The sequence below is a fragment of the Gilliamella sp. B3127 genome (assembly GCF_026536935.1).
Taxonomy (GTDB): domain Bacteria; phylum Pseudomonadota; class Gammaproteobacteria; order Enterobacterales; family Orbaceae; genus Gilliamella; species Gilliamella apicola_E.
Genome location: NZ_JAFNNI010000006.1, coordinates 34,705 through 50,868, shown reverse-complemented (window position 1 = coordinate 50,868; position 16,164 = coordinate 34,705). Strand labels below are relative to the sequence as shown.

Genomic DNA, 16,164 nt, shown 5'->3' with positions numbered 1-16,164 from the left:
TTAGTGTTCTCTATTCTTTGATAAGCTAGCTGCTTTATCTTCATCATACCACCAGCTATCAATTCCTATTGCATAAGTTGGTTGTTGGGTTGGCTGGCCAAATTTATTCCAATATGCATAAAAAGTTTTACTGTTATACCACATTGGAATCATCGGATATTCTTGCGTCAAAATTCGATCTAGTGCTCGTCCAAGTGGAACTAATTCCTCCTGGTTTCCAACATTTTTAATTATTTCATTAATAATTGAATCAATTGCCTGATTATGTAAGCCTGAGCCATTATATGTAGAGTTTAAATATTCGGTTCCCCAAAAAATCATTAAACTTGAGGATGGATAATCTATCGAACTATAATTACGTGGCATCATATCATAATCACGTTCACGCATTCTGCGATTGATCTGCGCGTAATCAAGTGAGATTATGTTCATTTTAATACCTAAACGAGCTAAATTTTGCTGGAAAGGGATCGCATATTTGATGTCGTCACCAAGGTAAGTTAACAATTCAAATTCAAAAGGTTGTTGGGTTTTAGGATTAATTAATTTACCGTCTTTAATGATCCAACCTGCTTCTTCCAATAATTTAGCAGCTGTTAATAAGTTATTGCGATTAAAACCTTGCCCATCACTTTTAGGGATAGTAAAAGCTTCATCAAACGCTTGTTCAGGAATAATATTTTTATAAGGAGTTAACCATTTAAGCTCAAGTTCACTCGGTTTACCTTTGGCGGCATAAATAGTATTTTCAAAAAAGCTAGATGGTCTTTTATAACTATCATAATAAAATGCATGATTTAACCATTCAAAATCAAAAGCTAAGGTAATCGCTTTTCGAACTTTTATATCTTTAAAAAAATCTTTCTGCAAATTAAACGCTAACCATTTAGTATCTACAGCTGTTTCAACGATTTTTTCTTTTTTAATGATATCTTTTGAATCAAAGTATTTTCCTTGATATTGAGTAAACCAATTTTTCGGTTGTCCTTCACCTCGAAAATCATACTCCCCAGCTTTAAAAGCCTCTAAAGCAATACTGGTATCCATATAATAATCGATACGTTTTTCATCAAAATTATTTAGACCTCTATTAATTGGTAAATCTTTTGCCCAATAATCAGGATTTAGCTTATAAACGACATACTGTCCCATTTTATAATCACTAATATAATAAGGTCCGCTACCAATCGGAGGAGTACTTACTGGCTCGGAAAAATTACGATCTTTCCAATAATGTTCAGGAATAACATGCATATTACCAACAAAGGATAGTAATTTTTCACGGTCGGCTTCAGGTAAGTCGACACGAACGCGATAATCGTCTATGGCTTTAACATTTATCCCTTTGTTGTAAACCCGATATTGTGAAACACCTTCAGTCATAAATTTTTGAAAAGTAAATTCCACATCATGTGCGGTTATTGGCTTACCATCTTGAAACCGCGCATTAGCATTAATTTCTACCTCTGCCCAACGATAACTATCTGAATAAGTGATTGAGGTCGCAATTAGTGGATAAAAACTCGAAATATCATCAGCTGTTGTGGTAAATAGAGAATCATATAAGGAGCCTGAATAATGTTCAGGTGCGCCACGACTTGCGAAACGATTAAAATTATCAAAAGTCCCTATTTCATACAATTTAATAATTCCACCTTTAGGAGCATTAGGATTGACATAGTTAAGATGTTCAAAATTTTCAGGGTATTTAGGTTCACCTAACAATGAAAATATAGTTTTGTGATAAATATGTTCATTAGGTTGAGAAGGCTCAACATTATCAATTGATTCTATAGTCTCAGTTGAGGAATCAACCTCTTCTACCGTCTCGGTTTGCAACGTGAGATTTGAGTCTTCGGCATAAGCAGTCATTGAACAAAGGAATAATCCACTCAAACAACTTGAGATGAATAACCTCTTAATAATTTTTTTTCTTTGACTAATCATCCTAATTTAGTTCCTGTTTTATCTTCAACCTATCAATATGAGATTTTACTTTAATTGAAAATTTTAAATTATCTAAAGTACTTAAAATAATACATAGTAAGTTAGCTATTTTGCCAAACTTCAATCAAATGAGCAAAACCTAATTAATAAACTTAATAGCTAATCTTAATTATCCCATTAATATTTATCGATATTTGTTTAAGATATATCCTGTTATCGTTAACCGAATATTTTTAGTAGGCAAATGTGATAGCCAATTAAAAAAAGTTGAGGAACGGGGTTTTTGAGTATAAAAATTTAGCAATTTAGCCAATATTCTTTTATTATTCTGATATTAATGGTGATACTCAGCTTCACATTTCAAATAATTGGCTGATAAATATAGGGATATCCTTTTTAATGTGCGAATCATTTTATCAATATTGGGGAAAGTGCCAACCAGTCGATCAATCAAGTGATTATCATCTTTTACCTTACCACAATTTAGATGTCGCCGCGTGTGGATACCATATTGTCAAAAATAATGACTTAAAATTAGGGTTTATCACATCTATATAGAGACAAATTTAATAGTTACAGCAAAAAAATCAATTAACATTGATTGACCAAAGCCAAAATATTTTGGATTGCGGTTTTTGCCTGATGGCTGTTTTTCCAACATGATGATCCGGTTAATAAGGCACCTTTATTCAGTATTTCAACTAAAGTAGTATTACGCAACTTTTCAAATGAATCGAATTCCATCTGTTGTAATCTTTCTATGATTTTATCGCCAACGTATTTTAGTTCTAAAAGGTGTTTCTTTTCTTGTTCTGAAAAAGCCATACAGTTCCTTATCTTTTTGGGAATAAATGTTATGATTTTACTGATTTGAATTTAATTTTTTCCATTTTCTAATTTTAGCTCTAAAGGATTTAAATGGTGCAACAGAATTAATATGGATAAATCGTGCAACAGTCCATGCTGGAGGAAAAGGTTTAGTCCAATTACGTGTGTCTTTTATGAAAAGTGTACTATCATCTAATGAGTTAATCCAATTATTCCAGATAACAAGTTTCTCATTAAATAATTTAATCAGTTCTTGTAATGAATAATCCTGATAAATCTTATAAAAGTGTTGATATAATGTGCCTAACTGATTCCATTTATAGCCTTCTGCTGGTAATGTTGGGGTTTGTCCAGCAAGTTCAAGATCATCCCAAGACTTAACAAGATCCAACCATCCTAACTGATAAGCAATCATTTGACTTGGAGTTCGATCTACTCCATCTATTAACTTATCTTTATCTAGTTCGGATAATTCGCTGAATTCATCAATAAATAACTTAGCAGTTTTATTTATCTCTTCCAATAGATGCTGTTTGTTTTCATAATTCATCTTATTTATTTGCCTTATTAAAATGTTTCATTTCTTCATTGATAAAATATTTAACTAAGTTAGCATACAATTGTTTAATCACTTCACCATCAAGTCCCAACTCATTAGCCCAAAGCATACGTTGCTCTAACATACTGTTAAAACGAGCTTGAGCCTGCACATCAGTGACATTTTTTTGAATTGGCTTGCAGCTTTAACATACTCGAACCGAGCGGCTAATAATTGAATTACCAAATGATCTATTCTGTCGATTTCAGCTCGAATATCATTCATATCACGACATTCATTAGCTAATATTTTTGAATGGTATTGAATCATATAGAGTACTCAATAGTGAATAGTTTTGCTATCTTAGCACTAGATATATGTATTTGAAAGAATTTGATTTAAGAAATGGGGAATTGGTGGAGCCAAGGGGGATCGAACCCCTGACCTCAACGCTGCCAGCGTTGCGCTCTCCCAGCTGAGCTATGGCCCCAAATAGGTAAAACTGTGGCTAATAATATGCAACTAGTTAGAGGGTGTCAAATGGTTTGGTATTGTTCGCTTAAAAAACAGTCTAATAAAGCTCTGCCAAACCATGACAGAGCATAAATAATTAACGAATAATTGCGTTTTGATCTGCACCTTCAACTTCAACTTTTGGTGGCATAAAGTGCTCACGTTTAACACCCAACTTAAGTGACATATATGCAGCCACATAGATTGATGATATCGTGCCTAACACAATCCCTACGCCTAATGTTTCAGAAAAACCTTTTAACATTGAACCGCCAAATATATACAAAATAATAACAACAGCTAAGGTTGTACCTGATGTCATTAAGGTTCGATGTAATGTTTGAGTTAGTGAGATGTTGATCACATCGTATGGCGACGCACGTCGAATTTTTCTAAAATTCTCACGAATTCGGTCAAATACAACGATGGTATCATTAAGTGAATAACCAATGATAGATAACATCGCTGCGATAATAGTCAAATCTAACTCTCGATTAAATAACGATAAATATCCTGCGGTTATTACAACGTCATGCGCTAATGCGACAACAGCACCTGTACCAAATCGCCATTCAAATCGAAACGCAATGTAGATTAAAATACAGATTAAAGCAGCACAAATCGCTAATATTCCATCTTGAGCTAATTCAGTACCAACTGTTGGGCCAACGAATTCAATTCGTTTAATTTCCGCATTACTATCAATATTTTTATGCACTAAATTTGAAATTTTCATACCTAATGCATTATCAATCGTTGATGATACACTACCTTCACTTTGGTTGGCAGTTGGTAGTCGAATAATGATATCTTTACTGCTACCATAATATTGAACGATTGGTTCATGATAGCCCTCATCACGTAAACTGTTACGTAGGTCATCAAGGTTTATAGCTTTAGTAACGGTTAACTCAACAGTTGTCCCACCAGTAAAATCTTGTCCAAGATTAAATCCTTTAACAAAAATTACTACAAATGACGCCACAACTAATATCATTGAGATGGCAAAAGCAATAAAACCAAATTTTAAAAAGTCGAGGACTCTGCGGCCATGATTTAGCTCTCTAACATCATGATTTTCTTTTTTATCAACAATCACAATAAACCTCTAAATTGATAACTTATCAACACGACGACCACCATAAATAAGATTGGCCAATGCTCGAGTCCCTACGATCGAGGTAAACATCGATGTTACAATACCGATACCTAATGTAATAGCGAAGCCTTTAATTGAGCCAGTACCAACTGCATAAAGAATAACCGCAGTAATCAGTGTGGTGATGTTGGCATCAAAAATACTACTCCAAGCGCCCGCATAACCTTCGCTAATTGCGTGTTGAACACCTCGTCCGTTACTTAGTTCTTCTTTTATTCGCTCGTTAATCAATACATTAGCATCGACTGCCATACCTACGGTTAAAACTATTCCGGCAATACCTGGCATACTCAATGTCGCACCTGGTAATAATGACATGGTACCAACAATCAAAATTAAGTTCGCTACCAGTGCAAGACTTGCAAATACTCCAAATAGGCGATAAACCACCAACATAAATATGACAGAAATTAATAATCCCCAAACACAAGATTCTAAGCCTTGTGTGATATTTTCTTGCCCCATTGAAGGACCTACTGTTCGTTCTTCAATTATTTGAATCGGAGCAATCAACGCACCGGCTCTAAGTAATAATGATAAATTCTTAGCTTCATCAATACTACTTATGCCTGTTACTTGGAATCTGTCACTAAAAATACCTTGGATAGTTGCGACATTGATGACTCTCTCTTGTTTTTCAAGAATAGGTTTATCATTTTCATCACGTTTTCCAGTATCTTTATACTCGACAAAAAGTGTTGCCATTGCTTTTTTCAGATTTTTTTGCGTGAAACCAAGCATGGTTTTACCACCAGCACTATCAAGAGTGATAGAAACCTCTGGTTGGCTATATTCGTTTACTCTAAATGAAGAATCGGTAATATGATCACCTGTTAATACTACACGTTTATAAAGTAAAACTGGTCGGCCGTTTTCCATATATTTTATTTCAGAACCATATGGAACACGCATATTGCCGTTTAAAATTGCAGCTAAGTCAATTGAGCTATCATCATTCACTTGCCTAAATTCAAGGGTAGCTGTCGCACCTAAAATGCGTTTAGCCAATGCAGTATCTTGGATACCTGGTAATTCAACCACAATACGATCTGAGCCTTGGCGTTGAACAATTGGTTCAGCCACACCTAACTGATTAACTCGATTACGTAAAATGGTAGTATTTTGTTGAACTGCATCACTTTTCGCTTGTTGCAGTCTCTGTTGACTAACACTAATGACAATGCTGTTTTCATCTTGTGAAGTTAACTCATAATCTTGTAATCCATTGATCTTTGTAATAGCTTTATTTCGATCTTCAACATTATCAAATTGCATTGTTATTTGTTGATTAGGATTTTTGCTGAGTGTTTTATATACAAGATTGTTTTTATTAAACTCTGTTTTTAAATTTTCAATCGACTGGTCCGTCAATTTACTTAGTGCAGTAGTCATATCCACTTCCATTAAGAAGTGAACACCGCCTCGCAAATCAAGACCTAATTTCATTGGTTCAGCGCCTATCACAGCTAACCACGATGGTGTTGCTGGTGCTAGATTTAATGCAACAGTATAGTCTTCACCTAATTCTTGTGATATTAATTCTTTAGCTTTAAGCTGAGTATCATTATCACTTAATCGAATTAAAATAGATTTATTTTCATATACGAGTGATTTAGGTTCAATTTTGTTTTTCACCAAAAGTTGCTTAACTTTATCTTGCATAGCAACATTAATTTCGGTACCGTTTGAACCTGAAATTTGTATAGCAGGATCTTCACCATAAATATTTGGAAGCGCATAAAGCAGGCCGACGCAAATTACGACGACCAACATAATGTACTTCCACAAAGGATAGCGATTTAGCACGACATTTTCTCTTGTGGAATTAGATAATTAATACAATGAAATTTGTTATAATGATTTCATTGTTCCTTTTGGTAAAACAGATGTGATAAAGTCACGTTTGATAACAACTTCTGTTGTATCATTTAACTCTAACGCAATATAGCCATTGTCGTTAACTTTTGAAACACGACCAATAAGTCCACCATTAGTTAATACTTCATCACCTTTAGAAATTGATGCCATTAACTCACGATGCGCCTTAGCGCGTTTTTGTTGTGGGCGCATAATCATAAAATAGAAAAATAACCCGAATACCACTAACATAATTGGCATTAAATAATCAGCACTAGGCTGAGCGCCATCGGCTGCATATGCATTAGAAATAAAAAAGTCCATATCGGTCCTCTTAATTTTTACAAAAATATTAAAGTTCAGAATTATAACACAATAAATATGTCGATAATTAACTATTTCTTGTCAATGTCTTTTTAATCAATCTCAATAAAGCAACAAAAATAATTAAGTCGTTAAATATTGAGCCATACTAACTAAGTTAACTAACCATTTTGGATAAACACCACATATAATCGTTAAAACTGCTGCAAGAACAATTAGCAATTCGCTCATTTTTATATCCTGCCATTTTAATCTGATGTTCGAATTCAACTGTTCATCATTAGATGGTTTGATATAAAGGTTGAGAATAAGTCTTGCATAAAAATAAAGTCCTAGTGTACTACCAATAACCACTGCCGCAATTAACCACCATAATTCAGCCGTTACACCCAATAATATTAGAAGGAAACGCCCAACAAAACCAGCTGTCAGTGGAGCACCGGCTAAAGAGAGTAAACCTATACCCATTGCTAATGCTAAAACAGGACGACGCCAGAATAATCCTGAAAGATCGACTTCGTTTTCATGATCCTGTAACTCGTTGGAATGTGATTCTAAACTGATCACGCCCAAAATACAGATATTGGCAAGAATGTAACCAATCAAATATACACCAATGGTTTCTAAGGCCAATACTTGATATTGCACCGCAATTAAAGCAAGTAATAAATAACCAAAGTGAGCTACGGATGAATAAGCTAATAAACGCTTTAAGCTACTTTGCATTAAAGCAGATAAATTACCCCATAGTATTGAACAAAAAGCCATAATCACCAAAATAATACGAATTGTTTCATTATTAACAATTGGCGCAAGTAAAAATAATCTGGCAATAGCACAAAATACTGCCACTTTTCCTACTGTTGATAATAATAATGCTACTACAGTCGGCGCACCTTGATAAACGTCAGGCAACCAAAGTTGAAAAGGTACCAATGAAAGCTTAAAACCAATTCCCACTAATATTAAACAAATGCCAATTAATAATAATGTACTTTGATAATTCATGGTTGAAAGCTGGTAACTTAAACCACTAAATGTAAGCTCTCCAGTTGTTGCATAGTAGAAGGCTATTCCCATTAACAAAAATGAACTAGCTATTGCAGATAGAATCATATATTTAATCGCAGCTTCTAACGCATGTGTTTGTATATATTGATAACCGATCAATCCAATAAATGGTATCGAAAGTAATTCTAAGCCTAGGAAGAATGACATTAAATGACTTGCATAAACTAAAGTTACGCCGCCTAATGCCATAAGTAATAAAATTACATAGAATAAACCATGTACGACCAGTTCTTGTACAAACCATTGATAAGCGAGTGAAGCAACTACAATAGAAATAATCAAAATCAAACTGGTATAAAGTAATCCATAGCCATCACAGGTAAATAACGCTGTAACTTGATGAGCACGCCATTTATTATCAGTATTATCATCAGCTTGTGTAGTATCAATAACATTCTGAGGCGGGCCTACAAAATCTTGTTGAACCATCTGTTCAGAGTTCTGGTCATTTTGAGGGGATGATGTTTCCGTTGGAACCTCATCAACAGCTATAGTTTGCTCACTTGATAAATCAGTATCAGTTGAACCTTGTGAAGTAGGTACAGATATTTGCATATTGTCACTACTAATATCAGTTATTGCGGGTGTGTTATGAGAAATTTTAAAGCCTAGAATTGATGAACAAATTAAAGCGCATATCAACCCTGATATAGCTAAAATAGCGCATTTTTTAGTTCCTACTTTAAAAACAAATAGCGCTATGAGCAAAACAATTATGGCAAAGCTCAATATGAATATTGGCAATAAAGCTATCATAAATTTTTACTCTCCCACTCGTTCTGCTGTTATATACTGCTGTGTTTGGTTGACAGTAGAATAAGATATATCTAACACTATCTTAGGGTACAACCCGATAAAAATTAGAATAATCAATACACTAGATAATAATAAAATATCTTTTTTACTTAAAAAGTGTTTGGTTACATCTACGTTATCAACTACTCCATAAAAAATAGGTTGCATACGAATAATTAAGGAAATTGACAGTAACAGCAACCCAATTACCAACAAAATTGTATAATATGAATAAGAGGTATAACTACCTAATAACATCATATAATTACCAACAAAATTAGCTGTACCTGGTATGCCTAATACAGCTAACATAAAAAATAAAGTAAAAGAGGACAGATATCTCACTTGCTCTTTTAATCCAATAAATTGGTTTATATTCCGAGTTAAATAGCATTCAGCCAATAATCCGCTAATCATAAACATGCCAACGATAGCTAGGTTTATGGCTATCATTTGAATAACAACGCCTTGAAATGCTATTACAGATCCACTATAAATAATTGTAGTAACAAATCCCATTAACGCGATATGGATATAAGCAATTAATTTTTTTATATCTGTTTGGTTAAATGCTAGTAAAGCAGCATAAAAAACAGTAAACATAGCTAGTATTGAAATAACAGGCATAATGGCCAAAGACGCGTTTGGAAAAAGGGGAATTACAAAACGTAATAAACCAAATGTTGCCGTATTAAGTAATAAACCACTTATCATCATTGAACCACTTGTTGAAGATTCAATATGTGCTTCAATAAACCAATTGTGAAAAGGAACTAAAGGAATACGAATAAGGAAGGCTGCTAGAAATCCTAACATTAATAAAAATTCAGTATTACTTGAAATTGGTGTTTTAGTTAAAATTTGATAGTCAAAAGTCCATTGACCGGTTAAATTCCAATTAATTAGTGCTAATGAAACAATAGATATTAGCATTAATAAACTACTTATTTGTGTGTAGATTAAAAATTTATTAGCACCATTGAAGCGTTGTGAATTTAAATCTCTCCTTCCCCACAATGAAATTAAGAAATAAATCGGAATAGCTACAGCTTCCCAGAAGAAAAACATCAAAAACAGATCAGTAATGACAAATAACATCATAATGGCTGATGTCATAAATAATACACATAAGTAAAACAGCCCAAGGTTATTTAGGTTTTCTTTGCTAGAATAAATAATAACTAGTAGTACAATGAAAAGTGTCGAAGTAATTACTACCAACGATAGGCCATCCAATAGAAGATGAAAATGGATACCAAGTAATGGGATCCAGTCATAATTAACCTCTTTACTCCAACTTGTATCTGGTTCTACATTTATTGCATTCGCCCATAAAATTATGGCTAATATTAATGTGATTAATATAGTCGTGAAAGCAACCATAATTGGTAAACGTTGCCAACGCAATTGTACATCAGTTGATACTACGATTCTTTGTAAGAATACTTGACATAACCAACCAATGAATCCGCCAATTACAGGTAAGAAGACAAGCCATAACAACATGAAAGTTCACACCTTTATTAAATAAAAATCAATAACATTAATATAATAATGCTACCTATGACCATTGAAACCATATACCATCGTATCTGTCCATTTTCTAGGCTAACAATATATGAGTTTATTTTTTTAATTCCCCACATTATCCAGTTGTCCCATATCGCTAATGGATCCTTTTTCAGGAAATCCGCTAGATAGATATAAGGTTTTACGAAGATATTGTTCAAGACAAAATCAAATCGCCAATTGCTTTTACATAATCTTCCTAAAAATTTGACCATCGGAGTATTAAGTATTTCATGAACCTCACTATTAAGATGCCCATAAAGAATATAAGCAATAACTAAACTCAATAAAGTCACTGCACTTAATAATATCCGAAATGGTAACTGTTCCTGAGTATCAAGATGGGCTATTGGAATTATTCCTTGTATTGGCAATGGGAAATAAATAAATAATGCAGTAGTAAATATTAACAATATAAAAATTGGAAAATAATTTATCGTTTTAATTTTTATAATATGATCCATTTTATGGGTATGATGGAAAACTAAAAAGATTATGCGCCAAATGCCCAAACTTGATAATAAAACACCTAATAAACCTATGGTGCCAGCCATCAAGCTATCTTGTGCCATTAATCTCCAAATAATATCGCCTTTGATATAAAAAGATGCAGAAATATAAGGGAATGCACTAAGTGAAAGCATTATAATTAGAAAAATAGCATATAATATTGGATTAGATTTTAATAAACCACCAATTTTGCTAATGTCTCTTTCACCTTGGCATTGTTTTAATAAAATTGCTGAAGCTAGTATTAATAATGTACTGGTTACAGAATAATTTATCAAACAATTTAATGATAAATTCCAACTTTGAGTTGAAAAGGCAAAAAATAGGTAACTAATTTGAGCTAAATTAATATAGGTTATAATTCGTTTTATATCATTTTGAACCAAAGCAATACTACTAGCAAATATAATAGTTAAAGATGCAAATAAAAGCATTATATAAAGTGTATCACTAGACATCATAAACAAATTGCTTAATCTTAAAACAAGATAAACTCCGGCCAATATGACTGTTGAAGACTGTAATAAAGCAACAGCTGGCATTGGTGCTAATGTGGTTTCTGTGAACCATGTATGCATTGGAAAAAGAGCCGATTTACTCATAGCGCCAAGGAACAACATAATGGTGATCCAAAAGATAATATCTGAATCGATAGCTAAATCGTTATGTGCTTTAAATAAAATCTCGCTGATTTTTAATGTTTCTACTGTTTGATAAAGTAAAAATATACCAATAATTAGAAATATATCGGTTAAATGCATCATAACAAAAGCTTTAACTGCAGCATAACCATTACGAGCCTGTTTGTAATAAATGCCAATAAGTAAGTAAGTGCTTATACTCACACCTTCCCAACCGAGTAGCATCACAAACAAATTATCAACAAGCACAACTGTTAACATGCTAGTTATGAGTAAATTACTATATGCATAGAAAGTATAAATATCTTCCCGTGATTTTAGATAACAGGCAGCAAAGATAGAGATCAATAAACCAAAGAAAGAAATTAGCACTAAAAAAGTTAGCGATAACCCATCCAAAGTTAAGGAAATCGGAACTTCAAAATCACCGACAGAAAACCAAGTCCATAGATTTCTTGTATAAACGAGTGTCATATCTGGGACGGTATTGGTAGAAAAATCAATACATGAAAATATTGTTATTAAACCAACAATAGATATAGTACTAATTCCGATTAACTTAACATTAATGGATTGTATTTGTCGCCCAAAACAAACCTGTATTAGAAAAGATAGTAATGGAACAATGATAGTTAAATAAAGTAAATTCATCCTTTCATTTCGCTCAATGAATCAATATTAAAGTTTTTACGTCGATAAATTAATTTAACAAGTAAAGCAAGCCCGACACATATTTGAGTTAAGACAGTAATTACAGCTAAGATAGCTAAAACCCCACCATCTGATTGCTGCCAATAACTACTCGCGACAAACAAAGCTGCTATTGCTCCATTATTCATGATAATAAGGCTTAATAATAAAAAATATAGATTTCGTCTAATCATTACACCTAACAGCCCGATTACAAACAAGATAGAAGCAAAAATTAGCCCATGCATAAGTGGTATCACGTTATTTCTCCGAAAACATTCGATGCATAAAATGATAAGATATAACTACTGCACCTAATAACAAAAATGCAGCTAACTCCGTCATCAAAATATAAGCATATATTGACATTTGGTGCATTAATTCATGTGTTTCTTTAAGTTGTGAATAGTCAGTGCTTACTACACCATATATAAGAATAACTAACAATATGAATGCCAAAACTAATGGTCCCAACCAAATCTTAGGACTAATGCCATGTTTATTATTTTCAACATTATCATTACGAATTTTAAGCTTTAAAGAAACACCCCAAAAAAGGATTATGCCACCGCAAATAAAAAAGAGGATATATAAAGCAGCTGAAATATATGTTTGTAACAGAATAAATATTAATGCTGATGCAAAAAGTGAAATAGCGAGATATAAAATTGCCTTCTCTACTCTTCTACAAAAAATCACTTTTAAACTAGCAATAATAGCTATTATCGATGCAATATAAAAAACAACGATCATTAGATAATCCAATATTTATTCATAATGATATTAGTATATACCCAATCGACGACAATATACAGTTTACTAACGTTTCGTTAATACAAAAAATTCTTTCTAAATAATTTATTATCTTTATATAGTCTCCAGAATGTTATTTTTACCAAATATAATAAAAACGATGGAAATAATAAAAACTATAAGATTTTATTATTTAAATTCAATACAACATTGTTATAAAGTATATATCCTGAGCAATTAACTTATATTTATACCTTTTTCTTTAATTTTGGTCATACAGCTTAAAGGCTCTTAGGCAAAATATAAACAAAGTAGAGAATAGAATGAATAGCCAATACTCATCAATGCGAAGCAACGTCAATATGCTAGGTACATTATTGGGCGATGCAATTAAACGAGCAACAGGGAATGAAACTTTCGATTTGGTCGAAAAAATAAGGCAGTTATCAAAATCAGCTCAACAAGGTAACAAACAAGCACATAATGAATTACTAAAATTGATTGAAAATCTTAATGATCAAGATTTACTCCATGTTGCACGTGCATTTAATCAATTTTTAAACTTAGTTAATACTGCTGCTGAGTATTATGGAATTTCACCACATGGGGAAGCATCGAGCAGCCCTAAAAAAATGACCGAATTATTTAAAACACTTAAAAATTTAAATTTCGCGCCTAAAATAATTGAACAAGCTATTGATAATTTATCTATTGAGTTAGTGCTTACTGCACATCCAACTGAAATCAATCGCCGAACAATGATTAATACTTATACCGCTATTAATAATTGTTTGTCACAACTTGATCATAACGATTTAGCGGATTATGAAAGAGAACGTATCATGCGTCGCCTTAAACAACTTGTTTGCCAAGCATGGTACACCGACGAAATTCGTAAAAAACGCCCTACTCCTCTTGATGAAGCTAAATGGGGATTCTCTGTAATTGAAGATAGTTTATGGGAAGGCGTCCCGTTATTCTTACGTGAGTTTAATGACCAATTAGTTGATGCATTCAATGCTGAACTATCTGTTGAACATGTTCCAGTGAAATTTACCTCTTGGATGGGGGGAGATCGAGACGGCAACCCAAATGTAACAGCTAAAGTTACAGGAAGGGTGATGTTGCAAGCTAGATTAAAAGCAATTGAACTATTTTTAGCTGATATTCAAATTTTAGTTCGTGAATTATCAATGACTGAATGTAGCCAATCAGTCATTGACTTATTAGATGAACAAAATAAAACAGCATCAGAGCCTTATCGGGCTGTCATGAAGCAGTTACGTTCACGTTTAACTAAAACCCATAGCTACATAGTTGCATTATTAAATAATGAACAAGTTTTAGCACCTAATGATCTTTTAATAAAGAATGAACAATTATGGACACCACTTTATACATGTTATGAATCATTAATTGAAAACGGAATGTCAACTATTGCTCATGGCCCACTATTAGATACATTAAGACGTATTAAAAGTTTTGGATTGCAATTAGTTAGATTAGATATACGTCAAGATAGTTCAGTGCATACTGAAGCGTTAGACGCCTTAACTAAAGAGTTAAACTTAGGCAGCTATGCTTCATGGTCAGAAGAAGAAAAACAAGAATTTTTATTAACTGAATTACAATCTAATCGACCATTACTACCCTATAATTGGCAACCAGATGAAATGGTTAAAGAAGTATTAGATACTTGCCGTGTTATCAAAAAAGCAGGTGAAGAATCGATTGCGTCTTATGTCATTTCGATGGCAAAAGCACCTTCTGATGTCCTAGCTGTTTACTTACTTTTAAAAATTGTTGATTGCCAAAAAAATATTCCTGTTGCACCTTTGTTTGAAACCTTAGAAGATTTAAATAATGCAAAATCTGTTATGCAAAAGCTTTTAGATATTCCTTGGTATCGTGAAAAAATCAATGGCAAGCAGATGGTTATGATTGGCTATTCTGATTCAGCAAAAGATGCAGGAACTCTCGCAGCATCATGGGCACAGTATCGTTCACAAGAAGAATTAGTTAATTTATTTGAACAATATAATGTTAACTTGGTGTTATTTCATGGTCGTGGAGGTTCAATCGGACGGGGAGGCGCTCCTGCTCATGCCGCTTTACTGTCACAACCACCAGGATCATTAAAAGGTGGCTTACGTGTTACAGAACAAGGTGAGATGATTCGATTCAAACTTGGTTTACCTGAAGTTGCACTTAGTAGCTTAATGCTTTATGCATCAGCTATTTTACAAGCTAATTTATTACCACCGCCTGAACCGAAGCAAGTCTGGCGTGATATTATGGATGAAATGTCTGATTATTCATGCCAATGTTATCGTAGCTACATAAGAGAAAAAGCTGAATTTGTTGATTATTTTAGATCAGTTACACCAGAAACCGAACTTGGAAGATTACCTCTAGGCTCTCGACCACAAAAACGTCGTACCGGTGGGGGAATAGAAAGTTTACGAGCAATTCCGTGGATTTTTGCTTGGACTCAAAATCGCCTAATGGTTCCATCATGGCTAGGTGCAGGAAGCGCACTTAGGAAAGTTATCAATGAGGGCAAAAAAGAACAACTTAAAGATATGTATCATAATTGGCCATTTTTTAATGCCCGCTTAGGTATGTTGGAAATGGTTTACGCTAAAGCAGCGCCGAATATTCATGAGTACTATGAACAAAGGCTAGTTTCTCCGACATTATGGCCATTAGGAGAGGAGTTAAGAAATTTATTAACCGAAGATATTAATACCGTATTAACGATTACTGATGATATTAGCTTGATGGCAGACTTACCTTGGATTGCGGAGTCTGTTGCATTACGTAATACATATATTGAACCACTTAATTTATTACAAGCAGAATTATTAAGTCGTTCTCGTAAAAATGATAACGAAAATACTATAGTTGAACAGGGATTAATGATTACCATTTCTGGTATTGCGGCAGGAATGCGAAATTCAGGATAAAAA

The 16,164-nt window shown here is 33.3% G+C and carries 15 protein-coding genes and 1 tRNA gene; 2 read left to right on the top strand and 14 right to left on the bottom strand.

Annotation, left to right across the window (positions count from 1 at the left end):
* Positions 1-1,947: an extracellular solute-binding protein gene (locus J3U00_RS09700; RefSeq protein ID WP_267332273.1), complete on the bottom strand. Its 1,947-nt coding sequence runs from the start codon at positions 1,945-1,947 to the stop codon at positions 1-3.
* A gap of 399 nt (positions 1,948-2,346) precedes the next feature.
* On the opposite strand from J3U00_RS09700, the gene J3U00_RS09695 reads away from it, so the two are divergent.
* Positions 2,347-2,505, top strand: a complete 159-nt coding sequence (locus J3U00_RS09695) for an HD domain-containing protein (RefSeq protein WP_176701513.1) — start codon at positions 2,347-2,349, stop codon at positions 2,503-2,505.
* Between the two features lie 33 nt (positions 2,506-2,538).
* Here the strand turns inward: J3U00_RS09695 and J3U00_RS09690 are convergent, their stop codons facing one another.
* From J3U00_RS09690 to J3U00_RS09635, 13 genes are all read right to left on the bottom strand, one after another.
* Positions 2,539-2,772 (bottom strand): hypothetical protein, encoded by a 234-nt coding sequence (locus J3U00_RS09690; protein WP_267330006.1) that lies wholly within the window; start codon positions 2,770-2,772, stop codon positions 2,539-2,541.
* A 37-nt stretch (positions 2,773-2,809) separates the two neighbouring features.
* On the bottom strand, positions 2,810-3,325 hold the full coding sequence (locus J3U00_RS09685; RefSeq protein WP_267332272.1) for a ClbS/DfsB family four-helix bundle protein: 516 nt from the start codon (positions 3,323-3,325) through the stop codon (positions 2,810-2,812).
* 1 nt (position 3,326) lies between these two features.
* Entirely contained in the window at positions 3,327-3,485 is a 159-nt protein-coding gene (locus J3U00_RS09680) for a hypothetical protein (protein WP_267332271.1), read from the bottom strand.
* A complete protein-coding gene (locus J3U00_RS11700; RefSeq protein ID WP_416380194.1) occupies positions 3,452-3,598 on the bottom strand; it encodes a chorismate mutase in 147 nt (48 codons plus the stop codon). The genes J3U00_RS09680 and J3U00_RS11700 overlap by 34 nt, the downstream gene beginning before the upstream one ends.
* Positions 3,599-3,727: 129 nt before the next feature.
* A tRNA-Ala gene (locus tag J3U00_RS09675) sits at positions 3,728-3,803 on the bottom strand.
* Positions 3,804-3,923: 120 nt separating this feature from the next.
* Positions 3,924-4,922 (bottom strand): protein translocase subunit SecF, encoded by a 999-nt coding sequence (secF, locus tag J3U00_RS09670; RefSeq protein WP_416379915.1) that lies wholly within the window; start codon positions 4,920-4,922, stop codon positions 3,924-3,926.
* Between the two features lie 12 nt (positions 4,923-4,934).
* Entirely contained in the window at positions 4,935-6,791 is a 1,857-nt protein-coding gene (gene secD, locus J3U00_RS09665; protein ID WP_267332269.1) for a protein translocase subunit SecD, read from the bottom strand.
* 45 nt (positions 6,792-6,836) lie between these two features.
* On the bottom strand, positions 6,837-7,166 hold the full coding sequence (yajC, locus tag J3U00_RS09660) for a preprotein translocase subunit YajC (protein WP_267332268.1): 330 nt from the start codon (positions 7,164-7,166) through the stop codon (positions 6,837-6,839).
* A 123-nt stretch (positions 7,167-7,289) separates the two neighbouring features.
* A complete protein-coding gene (locus J3U00_RS09655) occupies positions 7,290-8,792 on the bottom strand; it encodes an NADH-quinone oxidoreductase subunit N (RefSeq protein WP_267332267.1) in 1,503 nt (500 codons plus the stop codon).
* Between the two features lie 207 nt (positions 8,793-8,999).
* Positions 9,000-10,538, bottom strand: coding sequence for a complex I subunit 4 family protein (locus J3U00_RS09650; protein WP_267332266.1), 1,539 nt, complete (start codon positions 10,536-10,538; stop codon positions 9,000-9,002).
* A 17-nt stretch (positions 10,539-10,555) separates the two neighbouring features.
* Positions 10,556-12,403, bottom strand: coding sequence for an NADH-quinone oxidoreductase subunit L (locus J3U00_RS09645; protein WP_267332265.1), 1,848 nt, complete (start codon positions 12,401-12,403; stop codon positions 10,556-10,558).
* On the bottom strand, positions 12,400-12,702 hold the full coding sequence (gene nuoK, locus J3U00_RS09640) for an NADH-quinone oxidoreductase subunit NuoK (protein WP_065562424.1): 303 nt from the start codon (positions 12,700-12,702) through the stop codon (positions 12,400-12,402). Before nuoK ends, J3U00_RS09645 begins: the two co-directional genes overlap by 4 nt.
* 1 nt (position 12,703) lies before the next feature.
* Positions 12,704-13,195 (bottom strand): NADH-quinone oxidoreductase subunit J, encoded by a 492-nt coding sequence (locus tag J3U00_RS09635; RefSeq protein ID WP_065562425.1) that lies wholly within the window; start codon positions 13,193-13,195, stop codon positions 12,704-12,706.
* Positions 13,196-13,518: 323 nt separating this feature from the next.
* On the opposite strand from J3U00_RS09635, the gene ppc reads away from it, so the two are divergent.
* Positions 13,519-16,161 (top strand): phosphoenolpyruvate carboxylase, encoded by a 2,643-nt coding sequence (ppc, locus tag J3U00_RS09630; RefSeq protein WP_267332264.1) that lies wholly within the window; start codon positions 13,519-13,521, stop codon positions 16,159-16,161.
* Positions 16,162-16,164: the final 3 nt, after the last annotated feature.

What these genes read in the sequence shown, in the direction of transcription:
- J3U00_RS11700 (WP_416380194.1), bottom strand. Translation starts at nt 3,598, where the DNA reads ATGAATGATATTCGAGCTGAAATCGACAGAATAGATCATTTGGTAATT.
- J3U00_RS09685 (WP_267332272.1), bottom strand. Translation starts at nt 3,325, where the DNA reads ATGAATTATGAAAACAAACAGCATCTATTGGAAGAGATAAATAAAACT.
- J3U00_RS09645 (WP_267332265.1), bottom strand. Translation starts at nt 12,403, where the DNA reads ATGAATTTACTTTATTTAACTATCATTGTTCCATTACTATCTTTTCTA.
- J3U00_RS09650 (WP_267332266.1), bottom strand. Translation starts at nt 10,538, where the DNA reads ATGTTGTTATGGCTTGTCTTCTTACCTGTAATTGGCGGATTCATTGGT.
- J3U00_RS09695 (WP_176701513.1), top strand. Translation starts at nt 2,347, where the DNA reads ATGTGCGAATCATTTTATCAATATTGGGGAAAGTGCCAACCAGTCGAT.
- J3U00_RS09655 (WP_267332267.1), bottom strand. Translation starts at nt 8,792, where the DNA reads ATGCAAATATCTGTACCTACTTCACAAGGTTCAACTGATACTGATTTA.
- J3U00_RS09690 (WP_267330006.1), bottom strand. Translation starts at nt 2,772, where the DNA reads ATGGCTTTTTCAGAACAAGAAAAGAAACACCTTTTAGAACTAAAATAC.
- J3U00_RS09635 (WP_065562425.1), bottom strand. Translation starts at nt 13,195, where the DNA reads ATGATCGTTGTTTTTTATATTGCATCGATAATAGCTATTATTGCTAGT.
- yajC (WP_267332268.1), bottom strand. Translation starts at nt 7,166, where the DNA reads ATGGACTTTTTTATTTCTAATGCATATGCAGCCGATGGCGCTCAGCCT.
- J3U00_RS09700 (WP_267332273.1), bottom strand. Translation starts at nt 1,947, where the DNA reads ATGATTAGTCAAAGAAAAAAAATTATTAAGAGGTTATTCATCTCAAGT.
- ppc (WP_267332264.1), top strand. Translation starts at nt 13,519, where the DNA reads ATGAATAGCCAATACTCATCAATGCGAAGCAACGTCAATATGCTAGGT.